We start from the raw sequence: 17,153 nt of genomic DNA on the forward strand, positions 1-17,153 counted from the left end.
CAAACGCTGAGTTCGAACAGCCGGTCGCCTCCTTCAAAGGCGTATCGTGACAGTACAGATGGCCTGGTAGCTCAGTTGGTAGAGCAGCGGATTGAAAATCCGCGTGTCGGTGGTTCGATTCCGCCCCAGGCCACCAAAATTTCTGCAAAAGGCCAGTTCTTCGGAACTGGCCTTTTGCATTCCAAATCGCACTCCAAGCGATCAGACGCTGTCTGGCCTGCGACCAGCAGCGACTAATCAAGCCTTTCGGCACTGGACGGCGGTCGGCCAGCCCAGTGCTGATCCCTGATCAGGCCGTACCTTCCTCAGCCCGCGCAGCCAAGCCACCGCCGATGGCTTCCGCCCGATCATCCATCAACTCGTACCACATCGCATTCAGCACCGCAAAAGTCGCCGCCAGCGGCAGGCCCAGAATCCACGCGAAGTACCACATCGTCACTCTCCTTAATAATCAAAGCATTCAATACGCAGATCAAAGCATTCAATACGCATGCCCACGCCCATCCTGAATATCGCTGGCGCTGACCTTGCCCCACAACACGCGATACACCCAGGTCGTGTACACAACGATCAGTGGCAAGAACACGCACGTTCCGATCAGCATGATGAACAGCGTCAAGTGGCTGGACGATGCGTCCCAGACCGTCAGGCTGGCCGACGGCTGGATGGACGAGGGCAGGATGAAGGGGAACATCGATGCGCCAACGCTCAACACGATGCCGGCGATCGACACGCTGCTGACCACCAGCGTGATGCGCTCCCACTTCAGGTACAGGCCTAGTGCGGCCAGGACGGCGGCAACGAGTCCGGCAACGGGCGCGGCCAAGGTCCAGGGGTGGCTAAGGTAGTTGTCGAACCACACGCCTGCTTCCGCCACGGCGGTTTTGAACAAGGGATTGGACGGGCCGTCGGCAACAAATGAACTGGTGATGCGATAGCCATCGATACCCGTCCACACCATCACGCCGGCCAGCGCGTACAAGACCACCACAGCCAGGGCGGCAACGATGCCGTACCGCCTTGCCCGACCCGCCACGGCGCCGTCGGTCTTCAAGACCAGCCACGCGGCGCCGTGCATCAGCAGCATCGCCAACGACACCAGGCCGCACAGCAAGGCAAAGGGGTTCAACAGGTCAAAGAAAGTGCCGTCGTAGAAGATGCGCATGTCGGGGGTCAGCCGGAAGGGCACGCCTTGCAGCACGTTGCCCATTGCGACGCCAAAGACTACGGCAGGCACGATGCCGCCGAACACCAGGCTCCAGTCCCATGCCGACCGCCATCGGCGCGACGCGTGTTTGCTGCGGAATTTGAATGCGACGGGGCGGATGATGAGGGCGAGCAGGATGGCGAACATCGCGAAGTAGAAGCCCGAGAAGGACACAGCGTACAGCTGCGGCCAGGCGGCGAAGATGGCGCCGCCGCCCAGGATCAGCCAGACCTGGTTGCCTTCCCATACTGGGCCGACGGTGTTGATGACGACGCGTCGTTCCAGGTCGGTGCGGCCCACTGCGGTCAGCAGCGCGCCGGTGCCCAGGTCGAAGCCATCGGTGACGGCAAAGCCGACCAGCAGCGCGCCCAGCAGCGCCCACCAGATGACACGCAAGGTGCCGTAGTCCATCAGTTCGTACAGGATCACAATGTCATTCCTCAGAGATCATCGGAGCGGTGCGCAGCGCGCCGCCGTGGCCAAGAATGGGGGCGGCCGTGCCGGTGGATCGTTGGTGCTCGGGCTCGGGGCCTTTGCGGATGGCCTTGAGCATCAGCTTCATTTCGATCACGAGCAGCACGGTGTACAGCGCGGCAAAACCGATCAGCGTGGTCAGCACGGTCTGGACGCCCAGGTTCGATACGGCCACGGCGGTGGGCAGCACGCCTTCGATGCTCCAGGGCTGGCGGCCCAGTTCTGCCACGATCCAGCCGCATTCGGCGGCGATCCAGGGCAGAGGGATGGAGAAGACCGCGACTTTGAGCAGCCACGGGTGCGCATCCAGACGGCGGCGGGCGGACAGCACAAAGAACGTGGCGGTCAGGATGATGAAGAACATGCCGAGCCCGACCATGATGCGGAACGACCAGTAGAGCGGCGCCACTTGCGGGACGGTGTCCCAGGCCGCCTGGTCGATCTGCGCGTCGGTGGCGTCGCGCGGATCATTCACGTACCGCTTTAGCAGCAGCGCGTAGCCAAGCAGACGCCCATCGGCTTCGAACCGTTCGGCCAGGGCGGGTGAGATGGCGGTGGTGCTGCCCTCGGCACGAATGTGTTCGAGCGCGTCATACGCCCGTATGCCTTGCCGGATGCGGACCTTCGCCAGGTCGACCAGTTCATGGATGCCAGGGATTTCGGTGGTGAGCGATCGTGTGCCGATCAGGCCCATGACCCACGGGATGTGGATTGCGTAGTGCGTTTCGCGCGCGGCCTGGTCGGGCAGACCGAACAGGGTGAAGGCAGCGGGGGCGGGTTCGGTGTGCCACATGGCTTCGACGGCGGCCAGCTTCATTTTCTGGTGTTCGGTCGACAGGTAGCCGCTTTCATCGCCCAGCACGACCACGGACAATGACGCGGCAAGGCCGAACGATGCCGCGACGGTCATGGACCGCTTTGCCAGTTCGCCGTGTCGGTCTTTGAGCAGGTACCAGGCGGATATGCCCAGCACGAATATCGCCGCGATGACATAGCCCGCGGACACGGTGTGCACGAACTTGGCCTGGGCGACCGGGTTGAAGATGACGGCCGCGAAGTCATGGATTTCCATCCGCATGGTCTGCGGGTTGAAAGTGGCGCCGACGGGATTCTGCATCCACCCGTTTGCAATCAGGATCCACAGCGCCGAAAAATTGGTGGCGATGGCGACCAGCCAGGTCACTGCCAGGTGGGAGACCTTTGACAGCCGGTCCCATCCGAAAAAGAACAGGCCGATGAAGGTCGCTTCCATGAAGAAGGCCATGAGTCCTTCCAGGGCCAGCGGCGCGCCGAAGATGTCGCCGACATAGTGGCTGTAGTAGCTCCAGTTCATGCCGAACTGAAACTCCATGACGATGCCGGTCGCGACACCCATCGCAAAGTTGATGCCGAACAGCGTGCCCCAGAACTTGGTCATCTGACGCCAGATGGGGCGGCCGGTCATGACGTAGACGGTCTCCATGATGGCCACCAGCACCGACAGGCCGAGTGTCAGCGGTACGAATAAAAAGTGATACAGCGCCGTCATCGCGAACTGCAGGCGGGACAGCCCTACGATATCGAGTTCCATGGAAGTCCTTGGTTTATCGGGTCAAAAGGTCAATCTGGACGCAGCGCCGACAGCGCCGCGTCGAATTCGGGGGTACCTCGAAGCAGGTCGTGTTGCACCTTGCCCGCGCGGATCACCAGCAGGCGGTCGGCCAGGGCCGCTTCGCGCCGCAGGTGCGTGGCGATGACGATGGTGCGGTGGCCTGCGCGCCGGGCCAGTACGGTCAGGACGTCTCGTGCGGTGGAGGCGTCCAGGGCCTCGGTCGGCTCGTCCAGCAGCCATACCGGTCTGTCGTGCAGCAGCAGGCGGGCCAGCGCCAGCCGCCGGGACTGGCCGCCCGACAGGCCTTGTCCGCCCTCGCCAAGGAATGTGTCCGGGCCTTGGTCCAACCCTGCCGTGTCGTTTGCCAGGCCGGCGTCGGTCAGTGCGTTCCAGAGTCGCGCGTCATCTGCCGTGGCGTCGGCCAGGCGAAGGTTGTCCCTGAGCGTGTCCTGGAAGAGTTCAGTACGCTGCGTAAACAAGGTTGCGGGCAGGCTGGCGGTCTTGCCCTGGTGTGGCGTGACGTCGCCCGCCAGCACCGACAGCAGCGTGGACTTGCCGGCGCCGCTCGGGCCGACCAGCGCCACGCGCTCGCTCCTGGCGATCGAGACCGTGACGTGATCGAGCGCCGCACGGTGTTCCAATGCAGAGCTGACGGACACGTCGTGCAACGTACAGGCCATCCCGTCGCTTGGCGCCTGCATAGAGCGCGCCGCGTCGCCCCCCGTGCGCAACCTGGGCGCGATGCGACGGGCGGCCAGCCAGGTGCGTCCTGCTTCCAGCGCGCCGCGTCTCAGGGCGGCGAAGGGTTCGATAGCCGACTGCGCGACCAGCACTGCCAGCGCCATCATCGGGACGGTAGCAACGCCGGTCGCGGCCAGTTCCGCCGCGGCAAGAAGGACGGCGGCCACGAACAGCGTGCCCGCTACGCCCTGTATCCATGTGGCAATGACCTCGGCGCGGTTCAGTGCAAGGTCTGCGCGCGCAAGCTGACGGTCGCTTGCCCGTAGCCGCGCGATCTGTGCGTCCAGCTGACCGGCCATGATCCATTCCGTCTGGCCCGCCACTAGGTCGATGGTGTGCGATCGCACGCGTTCCACCGCTTTGGCACGACGCACGGCATGGGGCCATGCGCGGCGCATCAGGATGACGGACCCGGCCAGCCCGACCCCGCACACCACAAGGAACGCGGCCACGCCAAGCCGTGCATCCAGACTTGCCAGCAACACCCCCGCAAGCAGGGCAGCCCCGATGGCCGCGGCACAGGGCGCGGCAAGACGCAGGTAGAGCGACTCCAGCGCGTCCAGGTCCGCCGTCAACCTGAACAGCCATCGTGAAGGGCGGGCTGCCAGGTCACGAGCCGCCCCGGGTTGCGCCCATCCCAGGAACAACCGTTCGCGCAGTTGGGCCAGGACGCCGAACGTGGCGTCGTGCGTGACGACCCGTTCTGCGTAGCGGGACAGCGTTCGCCCCAGCGCAAGCAGGCGGATGGCCGCTGACGGCATGAACACGTCGAATGCGATCGCCGATGCCACCGACGCGCCGGCCAATGCCGTTGCGGTAATGAACCAGCCGGACACCCCCAGCAAAGCGATTCCCATCGCCATGGTGGCCACGGTCAGCACCAGGCCAAGGAGCAGCGAGCAACGGGATGCACGCAGGAAGAACCGCGCAATGGTCACCATGTCATTGGCCTTGCTCATGGCAGAACCTCGGCGTCGACATGGATGATCCGGTCCATATGCTCGGCAAGGCGAGGGTCGTGCGTGGCGACTACCAGCGTGCGGCCCACGGCCATCTGCAACAAGGCTGAGATCACCTGTTGCGCAGTGTCGTTATCCAGGTGGGCAGTCGGTTCGTCGATCAGCAGGATGTCGGCGCCCGGCCGGGCCGCGACGCGCGCCATCGCCAGCCTGATGACTTCTCCGCCCGACAAGCCCAGGCCGCCTTCGCCTACGTTGCGGGACACGCCATGCTGCAGGGCGTCGGTCAGGCCGACCGCGTGCAAGGCTTGCTGCACCTGTTCGCGCGACACATCGGGCTGACCCAGCAAGACGTTGCTGCTGACCGAACCGGCAAAGACATGCGGCGTCTGGCCCATCCAGGCCATGCGCTGTCGTACGGCCGTTGCGGTGTCGTCGCGAAGCACCGCGCCGCCAATGGTTACCGTGCCGGTCCGGGGTTGGATCAGGCCGGCGATCAACGACAGCAACAGCGTCTTGCCGCTGCCGCTCGATCCCCACAACGCGACGTGCTGCCCTGCGTGGATATCGGTGTCTGCAAACTGCAGCGCCGGTGCGCCGCCGTGCCGGTCCACGCTCACGCCGCGCAGGGCGATCACGGGGGAGGGCGTTGCGACGGTTGTGTGCTCGACAGCGGGCGCAGCGGCAGGCGTTGGCGCAATGGCAACGGCAGGCGCAGCGGCAAGGGCAGGTGCAGCGGCAAGGGCAGGTGCAGCGGCAAGGGCAGGTGCAGCGGCGAAGGCGGGCGCTACGGACGCTCTGCACGCATCGCGGTCCCCGCCGCCCACTACACCGCCCACGCCGCCGGCATCGACCTCAATCAACTTGCCAATCGCATCCCTTGCAGCCTCACCGGCAGCGCGATCGTGCCAAGCCGCCGACAGATCTCTCAAGGGTTCGAAAAACGCAGGCGCAAGCAGCAGGATGAAAAGGCCTTCGGCCAGCGTCAACGTGCGGCCCCACGCCCCGAACGCCAGTTCACCCAGCAGATGGAAGCCGACGTAGACAGCGGTCAAGGCAATACCCAACGCAGCGAAGAGTTCAAGCACGGCCGACGACAGAAACGCGATCCGCAGGACATGCATGGTGCGGGTCCTGAGCGATTCCGCGTGATCGCGGATCCGTGTTGCCGTCATCGTCACCGCACCCAGTGCCCGCAAGGTCGTCAGTCCCCGCAGCCGGTCCAGCAGCAGCCCATTCATGCGACCCATCTCGCCCAACTGCGCTTCGCTGGCCGCCTTGGCCCGCCAACCGATCAAGGCCATGAAGATCGGGACCAGTGGCGCCGCCGCCACCAGGATCAGCGCCGCCGCCCAGGAATGCATGCCGACCACAATCGCAATGACAGGGGGCACCAGCATCACCCGCCACCGCGCCGGGGTATAGCGCGTCAGCCACGGAACCAGGGTTTCGGCCTGTTCGCCGATCACGCTGGCTGCCTGACCCGAGGCCGGACGCGACACATCCAATGGCGAACGGGCGGCAAGGGCAGTGGCTGCGCGGTCGCGCAACGCAGACACCGAGGCGCGGGCATCATGGAACAGACGCCGCGCAGCCCAGGCATCCAAGGTTGATCGCAGGACGCCCAACCCGACGAACCCCACGGCATGCAGCACGACGGCGGCGGCGCCCTGGCCGAGGGCGACCTGATGCACGGCCGCTGCAATCAACGCAGCCTGAGGAATGCACATCAGGGCCGCCAGCGCCAATATGACACTGCCTGCATTGCGTACTGCCGGCCTTTCGTTTTCCATATTTCAGTAATTAGTGAAAATTAAAATCGAGGGAAGGCGCGAAGTTTGCGCCCTGGGTATCGGGTTGTCGGGGGTGTCGGTGTCGGTGTGAGGGGGGTCGCCGGAAAGGCGTTAGCGGGGTTTCTTTCTCAAGGGCGCGGTGGCCCTGTCTTTGACAGCAAGCAGCTTCTGGACTTTGCGGCCCAGGCTCATCAACTGCAACAAGGATTCCGGAGACAGATCCTGCAGTTCCTCGAACCAGTTGTTGGACATTTCGGCCAGTTCATACATTTCGCGCATGCGCTCCAGCGCATACCGGTCGGCCGCGTTCGCGCCCGGATCAAGCAGCGACTGACGCAGCATGGTCAGCGTGGGCTCGACCTCCCGACGGCGGCGTTCGGCGGCGACCGCCTTGAAAATGTCCCACACGCTGCCTAGCGTGCTGTAGTACTCGCGCCGGTCGCCGGGGGTGCGCGTCAGGCGAACCAGCTGCCATGCTTCCAGTTCTTTGATGCTGATGCTGGTGTTCGACCGGGAGATGCCCAGGGTTTCGCCAATCTCGTCCGCGTTCAGCGGCTGTGGGGAGACGAACAGCAACGCGTACACCTGACCGACGGTACGGTTGATGCCCCATCTGCTGCCCATTTCGCCAAAGTGCGCAACGAACGATTCGACGACCGGTGACATGTCTTTCCAAATTTCAATATTTTATGAATATTAACAGGAATACGGTTGTGCAGGGAATGTCGTTGCCAACATCCATCACGCAGACTGCCGCACCGTCCCCACCATGGCCGCCCGGAACGCCTGCGCCAGTCCCGACAGCGCCGCCCCTCGCCGTGACAGCAAGCAGATGGTCCGCGTCACCTTCGGCCCGACCAGCGGCGTGAACGAAATGCCCTCCGATCGCAGTCCTTCCACCGCGCTGCGGGGAATGACCGTCAAGCCCAGGCCGGCCTGCACCATCCGCACGGCGGTCAAGGTGTGCTGCACTTCGTGCACCCAGTTCATGTGCTCGCTTTTTTCGCCAAGCGCCTGATCGACGATGTAGCGGTTGGCCGTGTGCGGGCTGACGCGGATCAGTTGTTCTTGGCTGAGATCCGACCAATGGATCTCTCTGCGCCTGCCCAGACGATGGCCCACCGGACACACCAGCAGATAGTCTTCGGTGAACAAGGGCTCTGTGATCAGGTCTTCGTTGCCTGCTGCCATGATCGTCAGGCCAATTTCGGCGGACCCTTGCGTGATCAGTGGTGGGATCTCGGCGGCCGACGTGTCGAAGGTCCGCACCCTGACGGCCGGATGCTGCTGCTGGAAAACCGCCAGCGCCGACGGCAGCACGTCCATGGCAATGGTGGGCAGGCAGGCGACGGTCAGCTGTGGTGCATCGGTGTGCGCGGCTTCCATGCGCACGCGCAGCAGTTCGCCGCCAAGGTCACCCAGGATCGTCTTGAGCCGGGGCAGCAAGTCCGACCCTGCCCGGGTCAGCATCACATCGCGGGTGGACCGATGCAGCAGCTTCACGCCCAGGTTCCGTTCCAGCTTGGTAATGCGATGGGTCACGGCGGTCTGCGACAGATTCAGGTGTTCGCCAGCGCGCGTGAAGTTGCCGAACTGCGCGACAGTAACGAACGCTTCAAGGCCGGGAAGATCGATCTTCATCATCCGTTCCAGTAATGAATGCCGTGAATGACTGGTGAACAATAATTCATTTCTCTCATGGCCCGGCGATCGCTACGCTGACGACATCAAAACCATAAGATCGGGTGTCGAGACATGCGCAGCATCTCCATGGAAGAAGCGCTTTCCATCATTCTGGAAACCTTCAAGGAAGCCCACCGGCAACAGGCCCACGGGCTGGGAGCCATCGTTCTGGACGCAGGCGGGCACGTCAAAGCCTTCCTGAGGCAGGACGGCGCGTCCATCATGCGGTTCGAGATTTCCCGCGGCAAGGCGTGGGCCGCGCTGGCCATGAATCGATCGTCGCGCATGGTGCTGCAGAAGGCGAAAGACAAACCGCTGTTCATGGACACCCTGCGCGACCTGGCTCCGGGACCGATTTTTCTGGAGGCGGGCGCGCAACTGATTCGTGATGACGCGGGTGAAATCATTGCCTGCATCGGCGTCACGGGCGACGTGAACGAAGTCGACGATATCTGCGCGCTGGCAGGCATTCGTGCGGCGGGTTTCAAGACGGATGAGGACTTCAGTCCGGAAGACGTGCGCCGGCTCAATATCAAGGTAGGCCCGCCCATCGTTGATCCGCGCAAGCCGGTATGAAAGGGGAGGCGACCATGCACCGTACCTTGTCTCAGTGGTCAATACGTCTGGCTGCCGCGCCGTTGGCCATCACGTGCGCGCTGTCTGCCAGCACTAGCCAGGCTCAGGTTCCAGCGCAGGCCCAGAGCCAGACTCAATCTGTCGCGCAGGCCCAGGGCCAAGCGCCGGCCCAGGCCCAATCCTCTTCGCAGACCCAGACCTACCCTGATCGCCCCGTGCGGCTGGTGATTCCCTTTGCGCCCGGCGGCAGCAACGACATCGTCGGCCGCCTGATCGGCGAAGAACTTGCCAAGCGGCTGGGCCAGCCTTTCGTGGTCGAAAACCGGGGCGGCGCGGGCAGCACCATCGGCACCGCCCTGGTCGCGAAGGCTCGTCCCGATGGCTACACCTTGCTGCTGGCATCCACGCCCTACGCATCCAACACCAAGATGTATCGCAAGCTGCCCTACGACCCGGCCAAGGACTTTGCGCCGGTGGCCAAGCTCGCGGCCGCACCGCAACTGGTGACGATCTACCCCGGGCTGCCAGTCAAGACGCTGGCGGAACTGATTGCCTACGGCAAGGCCAACCCCGGCAAGCTCAACTATGTGTCGTCAGGCGTAGGCAGCGCGCAGCACCTGGCCAGCGAACTGTTCCAGAGCCGCGCGGGCATCACCATGACGCACGTGCCTTACAAAGGGGCGGCGCGGCCATGACCGACGTGGCCGCCGGACACGCGCAAATGGCCATGGGCACCGTGTTGCAGGGAGCGCCTTACGTGAAGGGCAACCTGTTGCGCCCGCTGGCCGTGGGCGGCGCCACACGGCAAAAGGCCCTGCCCGATGTACCTACGTTCGAGGAAGCCGGCCTGACCGGCTTCGATGGCGATCTGTGGTGGGGCATCCTGGCGCCGGCTGGCACGCCCACTGCCGTCGTCGACACCCTGAGCAAGACGATAGGCGAGATCATGGCGAGTCCGGACATGCGCACGCACCTGGACGCGGCAAGCGCAACGGTGGGCTACCTGGGGCCGGCGGATTTCGGCAAGTTCATTGCGGCAGAAACCGTCAAGTGGGGCGAACTGCTCACCAAGTTGGGCATCACTGCGGACGAGTGAGGGAGCGATCCAGTGGGCGTGCCGTCGCGCATTAAAGGGCAGATCAGGCCGGGTCAGTCACGCGTGTCGGCTTCAGCCGGTAAACTGGCGGCCGCTTCCTTTTTCGCATGGCTCTCATTGACATGACCGACACCACCACCCACAGCGACACCCCCGCAACCACGTCCCCCAGCGCCGACTCCCGTCCCGCTCTGCCGGACCACCTTTCGATCGATCCCCGCAGCCCGCACCATGTCGCGGCAGCGTTCGAACACGACATCGGCATCCGTTTCAACGACGTCGAACGTACCGACGTCGAGGAATACTGCATCAGCGAACGCTGGATCCGCGTGCGGTCGCCCAAGGCCAAAGACCGCCGGGGACAACCTTTGTTGATCAAGCTCAAGGGCAAGGTCGAGGCGTTTTATCGCTGAAGGCGCGACGGCGCGCCGCCCGCGCGACCGGGCTGTTCTTGACCTCACCCAAGCAGACAGCATGTGCCCGGGGTACTGCGGGCGTTCGATGATTGTTCGGTGGATCGGATCCACGCGTTGAATCAGCGCATGGCGCACAGGTGATTAGATGACTTCCCGCCGCGCGTACGCGGTCAAGAGTGCGTCGATTAACGTCGACCCTTTCCAGAACCGGACGACGAACGCGTGTGCGGACGTACGTACGTGCCATCTTTTCGGTAATACCCTCTGACGGACACCGGGCCACAGGTCGATGAAACGCAAGGAGCGCTTCCACTTGACTCTGTCTTGCTCTCGGTCAGAATGTTCTTGTATCCGCCTCGTGCAGAAAGAGCCGGTTGGATATACCGACTAAAGGCTGGCGTGTCTGCCGGAAGTTTAATCACATCTAAGGTCTCTTTAGACACGTAGACCGTCGAGGTGCCTGGTGCCGGGGGCTTGTCCAACTCACGCCCGAGGGTTTCATAAGTTGTTTGCGCCTCCTCACGTGTGATTTCTCCTGCTTTCGTCCTTTCGTCTAGGCTGCGGGCTGAGACGGCCATGAAATCGATGCGCGACCGCACGTTTTCCGGAATGAAGGGGGCCGCTCGTAGCCTGCCTTGCATGCACTCGACATGGGCAACAGCATCGGCAGCAAATTCTTTGCAAGCTTCGACATACCTCTGCGGTCCACCCGCGCAACCGGTCAGCACGACGGTCAGCACGACCAAGGCTCCCGCTAGGATTTTTCTGATAGGCACCTTTATCCCCTCCGGCATTAATTTTTGTCTACGTTGGCGAAACCACGTCGTAGCTGAGCAGCAGCGGATCTTGCCCTGACGGCGAAATGTTGCGTGGCTTTAGGGTGTATCGGACAAAAAGCGAGCATCTTGAGAAAACGGGCATGACCATCGTCTTGATTGATGGCTCCTAACCATTTGTGCTTGTCACCATCGCAATGCACATCAATTGTCCCGATAAGTGGAATTAAATCCTGCACATAACGCGCATTCTATTTGCTCGGCATGCTGAGTATCGTTTGGGTCATGGAACGGGACACCCCCGATCCCCTTCGGAGATGACCCATGAAGCTCTACCACTACGCCCTGTCCGGCCATGCCCACCGCGCGGCGCTGTTCCTGTCATTGCTCGACATTCCGCACCAAATGATCGAAGTCGACATGGCGGCCGGGGCTCACAAGCAGCCCGACTTCCTGGCCCTCAATCCCTTCGGCCAGGTCCCCGTGCTGGACGACGACGGGGTCGTCATCGCGGATTCGAATGCCATCCTCGTCTACCTGGCCAAGAAGGCCGGCCGCAGCGATTGGCTGCCCGACGATGCGCGCGGGGCGGCGGCGGTCCAGCGGTGGCTGTCGGTGGCGGCGGGCGAGGTGGCGTACGGGCCGGCCGCGGCGCGGCTGATTACCGTGTTCAACGCCAGGTTCCATGCGGATGAGGTCATTGCCCGCGCCCACGCGATCCTGTCCAAGATGGAGCAGCACCTTGCCGGGCGCGAGTGGCTGGTGGGCGACGGCCCGACGATTGCCGACGTGGCGATCTACAGCTATGTCGCGCAGGCGCCGGAGGGCAACGTGGATCTGTCTGGCTATCCAGCGGTAAACGCCTTGCTGCGGCGGGTGGAAGCGTTGCCAGGGTTCGTCCCGTTCAAGAAAACGGCGATCGGCCTTGCCGCGTGACGCCTGCAGCGTGATATCTGACGCCTTCCGGCCTGACGCATCTTTATGACGTCGCTAGCCTGAAGCGAGCCGTCTCTCCGCCCCTTAGCTTCTCCCTTCCAAGGATGTTGATGATGACAACGACCCTGTCCACGTTGCCAACCTGGCATGCAGGTGAAAAGGCCCTTCAGGAACAGCTGGGGGTGGCGGAACGGATGGAGGCGATCGGGCCGCGGATCGTGCGGGACCACATGCCGGACCAGCACCGCGACTTCTACGCGCAACTGCCCTTCGTGGTGGCTGGCAGTGTCGACGAGCACGGCGATGCGTGGGCCACCCTGCTTACAGGCAAGCCGGGGTTCATGTCTTCACCAACGCCTGCCACGCTCGATATCGCAATGCTTGCTGATGTCAACGATCCGGCGCAGGCAGGGCTGCGGGCGGGCGACCCGATTGGCCTGCTTGGCATCGAGATGCATACGCGCCGCCGCAACCGGATGAATGGGGTGGTCGAGCCGACCGCTCAGGGGTGGCGGGTGCAGGTCGACCAGAGTTTCGGCAATTGCCCGCGGTACATCACGGTGCGCGATGTGGACCTGGTGCGCGATCCACTGCGGCCCGGGACCGGGATCGTTGAAGAGATCAACGTGTTGGACGACGCTGCGGCGGGTATGGTCCGCAATGCGGATACCTTTTTCGTGGCGTCATACGTCGATCGCGAGTCGCGTCGTCAGGTGGACGTGTCCCATCGGGGCGGCAAGGCGGGCTTTGTGCAGGTTGACGCGGATGGACTGCTGACGATCCCCGACTACAGCGGCAATCAATTCTTCTCGACGCTCGGCAATCTGGTGGTGAACGGGAAGGCAGGATTGCTGTTTGTTGACTTCGTCAACGGCAACGTGTTGCAGATGACGGGGGATGCCAAGGTGATCCTTGATACGCCTGACCTTGCCAGATTCGAAGGCGCGGAACGGCTGTGGACCTTCAGGCCCCGGCGCATCGTGCGTCGGCCCGGGGCGCTGGCGGTGCGCAGCCGGGGCACTGGCTGATGGGAGACCCTTGCGCGTAACATGCCGCATACGAACAGAACGGGATGGCAGAGTGGATCGTTGGCAGGCTATGCGTATCTTTGTAAAGGTCGCGGAAACCGAGAGCTTTTCCGAAGCCGCGCGGCAGTTGCACATGAGCCCGCCCGCGGTCACGCGCGCGATTGCCGCGCTGGAAGATGCGATTGGTGCGCGGCTGCTGGTGCGCACCACGCGCTCGGTCAAGGTGACCGAGTCGGGCAGCCAGTATCTAGATGACTGCCGTCGTATCCTTGCCCAGATCACCGAAGCGGAAGCCTCCGCCGCAGGCTCGTACGCCACGCCGTCGGGCACGTTGACGATCACCGCGGCGGCATTGTTCGGGCATATGCATGTCTTGCCCATCGTCCATGAATTCCTGTCTACCCATCCGGCTGTCAACGCCCGAACGCTGTTCGTGGATCGGCCCGTGAATCTGGTGGAAGAGGGCATCGATGTGGCCATACGGATCGGCCACCTGCCGGACTCAGGTTACACGGCCATCCGGGTAGGCGAAGTCAGGCGCGTGGTCTGCGGCGCGCCGTCCTATTTCGCTTCCCATGGCACGCCTGCCGTGCCTGCCGATCTGCGCAACCATCGTGTCGCTGCATCCACAGGTGCCTGGGTGTCGCCGGAATGGCGCTTTGCCGGTGACCACAAAGTGACGGTGCAGACCTGGCTGCAGTCGAACACCAATGAAGCCGTCATTGCTACCGCGATCGCCGGCATGGCGGTGGCGCGGGTGCCGGAGTACCAGATCGCGTCGGCACTGAAAGACGGCCGCCTGGTGATCGTGCTGGCCGATCATGAAGAGCCGCCGCTGCCCATTCACGTGGTGTACCCCGCAGGCCGCCATGCACCGGCCAAGGTCAGGGCGTTCGTGGACCTGGCGGCGAAGCGGTTGTCGACGCGCTAGCGTCTTGCGAGCGGCCCACGTCCCGCGATCCGCCCATGTCCCATTACGGCGGATCGCCACACCTCCTTCGCAAGCCGCAGTCGCGCGTCAATACGGATACACCTCCAACGTTCGATCGCCAATCTTGATGTCAGGCCAGCGGCGCGGCACGCGCTGCACATCGCCGCGATCGATCGCGGCGAGCCAGGCTGCCAGGTTGGGGCCTTCGCCGTAGCTGCCCAGGCGGCCCTGGCGTTGCCAACCCGTGGCGGAGCGGACGTACAGCAGAGCCTGGACGCTGCCATGCACGTCCGACATCACCACCAGTTCGCGTTCGCCATCGTTGTCGATGTCCACCATCCAGATCGCGCAGCGGTGGGGCTCGACCAGGCAGATCGTGTCGAAGTCGCCGTCCTTGCTGGCCGGGTCGGCCAGCCAGCGGACCGTGGCGTCGTCCAGGGTCTGCCCATCGGGTTTGACCGGAACCTTGCGCGTGGCATCCGCGCGTGCGTCCGCCGAGTGCGGCGGGGTTTTCGGGATGTCGTCGTACTGGGTCAGGGCCGACGCCGCAAGACGGCGGATTTCTTGCTGCCGGGCGTCGCCGGCGTCTTGCGCGGCAAGGCGGGTCAATGCGTCACGGCCATATGGTCCGGTCCTCCTGGCCAGGTACTGCCAGTCGAAATCCTGCGGCGTGACCTTGCCTTGCTGGAGCCGCCGGATCTGATCGCCCGTCACCAGCTTGCGGGTGTCGGCCACCGGGCTGATCAATGCGGCCGCCAGGACGACACCGACAATCGCCACGGCAATATTGGTGGACGGTACCGTGCGCATCCACAGGCCAGGCCGCGGCAAGGACATGGCGTAACCCAGCCCGTACATCGTCAGCAGGATCCACACGAGCCCGCCCCACACCCGCTCGGTCGTCAGGCCATGTTGTTGCGTGCGTTCCAGCAGTGCCCATCCGGCCAGTGCCAGGAACACCGGAATCGTCAGCCAGAGCCATTGCAACGCGCGCGCCAGCCCTGGGCGATAGGCGGGCGTGTCGCCGTCGAACCGAAACGCCACGTTGACGAACTTGACCGCCAGCGCGCAGAACCACAGCAGATAGAGCGCGGCACGCCGGGTCGCAAACAGTGGGTCAACGCCAGTAAAGAGCAACGCGACGACCCAGACAGCAGAAAAGACCAATGCCACCGGCAGCATCCAGACCGTCAACGCGAACCAGAAGCGGCGCAGCATGGCATGCATCTCGGGACGTGTCAGCCCCAGCCCGATGGACAGCCCCAGCACCGCGCCCGTCACGGGCAACTGGAATGCCTGGTGACTCACCACCCGCTCCACGACGGTCAGCCCGATGCTTTCCATCAACGATGCCGCCGACCACACCAGCAGCCAGAACAGCCCCGTAATGGCCATGGCAACCGCCACCAGCATGGCATTGCGCCATGCGATGTCGAAGAGCCGCTCATACACGATGCGCCTGGCCCCCATGTCGACGCCGCACGCCAATGCCACCAGCACGAAAGCCAACAGTGCACTGACGAACAGGAATGACACTGGAAACAGGTCGTGCACCGGCTGGAAGGCGGGCGGTGCGGCATGCGCGCCCAACGCTGCGAACATCATCGCCATCACCACCGCAAAAGCGATGCGCGCGCGTGGTTGCGCAAAGCCGTCATGCGAAAAGTGCCAGGCGGAAGGCGCAACGGCCGTCGCGTACATGAGGGCGACGAGCAAGGGCCCGTAAGACGAGGCCGAGGACTTGTCTGCGAGCTCGATCAACGCCCACAGGCCGGCGCCTTGGGCGGCGCCAAGGGCAACGTGCAGCCAAAGACGGGGCGTGGTGTGGGGGAGAGGTGGAGCGGATGCGATGAGGGGCATGGCGAGAGCGGTAAGTCATAGGAGGACACTACGTCACAGTGTGCCCACGTAGGGGATGAATGCCAATCGGCGGATCCGATGCTAACGACGCGATGGCGGTGTCTTGACCTTCCACACTGACACCAGGGTTTCGATGAACGCAGTCGCCGCCACTGAGTCCGCGCCGTCGCGCCGCCGGACCAGGCATAGCTCGCGGTCTTTGATCGGAAGCTGCACCGGCACGGCAACCAGCCCGGGCAACTGGAACTGGAACAGCGCAAGCGTGGGAGCCAACGTCACACCGATCCCGCTGGCGATCAGCCCCGCGGCTGTGACTGGGTGAATCACTTCCATGGCGGTAACGGGCTGCGCCGGGTAAAAGGCCGCATCGATGTGCTGACGGATGCTGCTGGCCCGGTCGAATCGTATCTGGGGCAAGGCGACGATGTCGCGCAAGGTCAGCCTGCGCCGGCGCGCCAGCGGGTGGTCTTCGCGACACACCAGATGAAAGCTGTCGGTCAGCACGGGTTCGCTCGCAAGGTCCACCCCGGGCTCGATGCTGGCCGTGAGCGCGAAGTCGGCCTGCCGTTCCCTGACCGCTTTCACGCACAGGTCGGCCGTGATGTCCTTAAGGAGAATATCGATCCCCGGGTAGTCGGTCACGAAGCGGGAGATCACGGCGGGCAATGCGCCGCCCGCGATCGACGGCAGCGCGGCAATCGTGACGCGACCCTTGCGCCGGGACACGTGCTCACGTAATTCGGTGAATGCGCCTTCAAAGTCCTGCAGCACCCTTTCCGCGGTCAGTGCGAACACCTGGCCTTCGGGTGTCAGCGTGACGACGCGTGCGCTGCGATCGAACAGGCGCACACCCGCATGGTCTTCCAGGTTGCGCATCAGTGTGCTGAAGGCCGGCTGCGACAGGTGGCAGGTCTCGGCCGCCCGCGTGAAGTTCTGCTCTCTGACCAACGCCATGAAAGCCTTGAGGTGCTTGATGGAGGGATTCACTGCATGTCCAGGATCGCAAATGTGCGGCATCCAAATTTTGAATGAAAGCATTCAAACTATCAATTTCCTTACTGCCCGCCATCTTCTTAGACTGCGTTC

14 protein-coding genes, 1 tRNA gene and 1 pseudogene are annotated in these 17,153 nt (G+C 63.7%); 7 read left to right on the top strand and 9 right to left on the bottom strand.

Going from position 1 to position 17,153, the window contains the following annotated elements; genetic code table 11:
• Positions 1-60: 60 nt before the first annotated feature.
• Positions 61-136 (top strand) — tRNA-Phe (locus ACNANG_RS15355).
• A gap of 153 nt (positions 137-289) precedes the next feature.
• Here ACNANG_RS15355 and cydX read toward each other — a convergent pair.
• The 7 genes from cydX to ACNANG_RS15390 form a co-directional block, all read right to left on the bottom strand.
• Entirely contained in the window at positions 290-433 is a 144-nt protein-coding gene (gene cydX / locus ACNANG_RS15360) for a cytochrome bd-I oxidase subunit CydX (protein WP_420223703.1), read from the bottom strand.
• Positions 434-481: 48 nt separating this feature from the next.
• Positions 482-1,636, bottom strand: a complete 1,155-nt coding sequence (gene cydB / locus ACNANG_RS15365) for a cytochrome d ubiquinol oxidase subunit II (protein WP_420223704.1) — start codon at positions 1,634-1,636, stop codon at positions 482-484.
• A 4-nt stretch (positions 1,637-1,640) separates the two neighbouring features.
• Positions 1,641-3,251, bottom strand: a complete 1,611-nt coding sequence (locus ACNANG_RS15370) for a cytochrome ubiquinol oxidase subunit I (RefSeq protein ID WP_420223705.1) — start codon at positions 3,249-3,251, stop codon at positions 1,641-1,643.
• 29 nt (positions 3,252-3,280) lie between these two features.
• Positions 3,281-4,972, bottom strand: a complete 1,692-nt coding sequence (locus ACNANG_RS15375) for an amino acid ABC transporter ATP-binding/permease protein (RefSeq protein ID WP_420223706.1) — start codon at positions 4,970-4,972, stop codon at positions 3,281-3,283.
• Positions 4,969-6,702, bottom strand: coding sequence for an ABC transporter ATP-binding protein/permease (locus ACNANG_RS15380; RefSeq protein WP_420223707.1), 1,734 nt, complete (start codon positions 6,700-6,702; stop codon positions 4,969-4,971). Before ACNANG_RS15380 ends, ACNANG_RS15375 begins: the two co-directional genes overlap by 4 nt.
• A gap of 174 nt (positions 6,703-6,876) precedes the next feature.
• Positions 6,877-7,431: a GbsR/MarR family transcriptional regulator gene (locus tag ACNANG_RS15385; protein WP_420223708.1), complete on the bottom strand. Its 555-nt coding sequence runs from the start codon at positions 7,429-7,431 to the stop codon at positions 6,877-6,879.
• A 75-nt stretch (positions 7,432-7,506) separates the two neighbouring features.
• Positions 7,507-8,406 carry a LysR substrate-binding domain-containing protein gene (locus ACNANG_RS15390; RefSeq protein ID WP_420223709.1) on the bottom strand — a complete coding sequence of 300 codons (900 nt, stop codon included), beginning with the start codon at positions 8,404-8,406 and terminating at the stop codon, positions 7,507-7,509.
• Positions 8,407-8,520: 114 nt separating this feature from the next.
• Between ACNANG_RS15390 and ACNANG_RS15395 the strand changes: the two genes are divergently transcribed.
• The 6 genes and pseudogenes from ACNANG_RS15395 to ACNANG_RS15420 all read left to right on the top strand — a co-directional run bounded on the left by ACNANG_RS15395 (position 8,521) and on the right by ACNANG_RS15420 (position 14,207).
• Positions 8,521-9,024, top strand: a complete 504-nt coding sequence (locus ACNANG_RS15395; protein ID WP_420223710.1) for a GlcG/HbpS family heme-binding protein — start codon at positions 8,521-8,523, stop codon at positions 9,022-9,024.
• A 14-nt stretch (positions 9,025-9,038) separates the two neighbouring features.
• A pseudogene (locus ACNANG_RS15400) lies at positions 9,039-10,120 on the top strand (tripartite tricarboxylate transporter substrate binding protein).
• A gap of 122 nt (positions 10,121-10,242) precedes the next feature.
• The gene (locus ACNANG_RS15405; RefSeq protein WP_420223711.1) at positions 10,243-10,533 is read left to right on the top strand and encodes a DUF3297 family protein; all 291 of its coding nucleotides are present in this window, start codon (positions 10,243-10,245) and stop codon (positions 10,531-10,533) included.
• Positions 10,534-11,636: 1,103 nt separating this feature from the next.
• Positions 11,637-12,248, top strand: coding sequence for a glutathione S-transferase family protein (locus ACNANG_RS15410; RefSeq protein WP_420223712.1), 612 nt, complete (start codon positions 11,637-11,639; stop codon positions 12,246-12,248).
• 110 nt (positions 12,249-12,358) lie between these two features.
• On the top strand, positions 12,359-13,276 hold the full coding sequence (locus ACNANG_RS15415; protein ID WP_420223713.1) for a pyridoxamine 5'-phosphate oxidase family protein: 918 nt from the start codon (positions 12,359-12,361) through the stop codon (positions 13,274-13,276).
• Between the two features lie 52 nt (positions 13,277-13,328).
• Positions 13,329-14,207 carry a LysR family transcriptional regulator gene (locus tag ACNANG_RS15420; RefSeq protein WP_420223714.1) on the top strand — a complete coding sequence of 293 codons (879 nt, stop codon included), beginning with the start codon at positions 13,329-13,331 and terminating at the stop codon, positions 14,205-14,207.
• A gap of 87 nt (positions 14,208-14,294) precedes the next feature.
• Here the strand turns inward: ACNANG_RS15420 and ACNANG_RS15425 are convergent, their stop codons facing one another.
• Together ACNANG_RS15425 and ACNANG_RS15430 are read right to left on the bottom strand one after the other, a co-directional pair.
• A complete protein-coding gene (locus ACNANG_RS15425; RefSeq protein WP_420223715.1) occupies positions 14,295-16,067 on the bottom strand; it encodes a DUF4153 domain-containing protein in 1,773 nt (590 codons plus the stop codon).
• 81 nt (positions 16,068-16,148) lie between these two features.
• Positions 16,149-17,054: a LysR family transcriptional regulator gene (locus tag ACNANG_RS15430; protein ID WP_420223716.1), complete on the bottom strand. Its 906-nt coding sequence runs from the start codon at positions 17,052-17,054 to the stop codon at positions 16,149-16,151.
• Positions 17,055-17,153 lie beyond the last annotated feature (99 nt).

Source organism: Pigmentiphaga litoralis (assembly GCF_048632615.1).
GTDB lineage: Bacteria > Pseudomonadota > Gammaproteobacteria > Burkholderiales > Burkholderiaceae_B > Pigmentiphaga > Pigmentiphaga litoralis_B.

Coding starts and splice junctions, on each gene's coding strand:
- ACNANG_RS15415 (WP_420223713.1), top strand. CDS start 12,359: ATGATGACAACGACCCTGTCCACGTTGCCAACCTGGCATGCAGGTGAA.
- ACNANG_RS15425 (WP_420223715.1), bottom strand. CDS start 16,067: ATGCCCCTCATCGCATCCGCTCCACCTCTCCCCCACACCACGCCCCGT.
- ACNANG_RS15405 (WP_420223711.1), top strand. CDS start 10,243: ATGACCGACACCACCACCCACAGCGACACCCCCGCAACCACGTCCCCC.
- ACNANG_RS15410 (WP_420223712.1), top strand. CDS start 11,637: ATGAAGCTCTACCACTACGCCCTGTCCGGCCATGCCCACCGCGCGGCG.
- ACNANG_RS15390 (WP_420223709.1), bottom strand. CDS start 8,406: ATGAAGATCGATCTTCCCGGCCTTGAAGCGTTCGTTACTGTCGCGCAG.
- ACNANG_RS15385 (WP_420223708.1), bottom strand. CDS start 7,431: ATGTCACCGGTCGTCGAATCGTTCGTTGCGCACTTTGGCGAAATGGGC.
- ACNANG_RS15380 (WP_420223707.1), bottom strand. CDS start 6,702: ATGTGCATTCCTCAGGCTGCGTTGATTGCAGCGGCCGTGCATCAGGTC.
- ACNANG_RS15395 (WP_420223710.1), top strand. CDS start 8,521: ATGCGCAGCATCTCCATGGAAGAAGCGCTTTCCATCATTCTGGAAACC.
- ACNANG_RS15375 (WP_420223706.1), bottom strand. CDS start 4,972: ATGAGCAAGGCCAATGACATGGTGACCATTGCGCGGTTCTTCCTGCGT.
- cydX (WP_420223703.1), bottom strand. CDS start 433: ATGTGGTACTTCGCGTGGATTCTGGGCCTGCCGCTGGCGGCGACTTTT.
- ACNANG_RS15370 (WP_420223705.1), bottom strand. CDS start 3,251: ATGGAACTCGATATCGTAGGGCTGTCCCGCCTGCAGTTCGCGATGACG.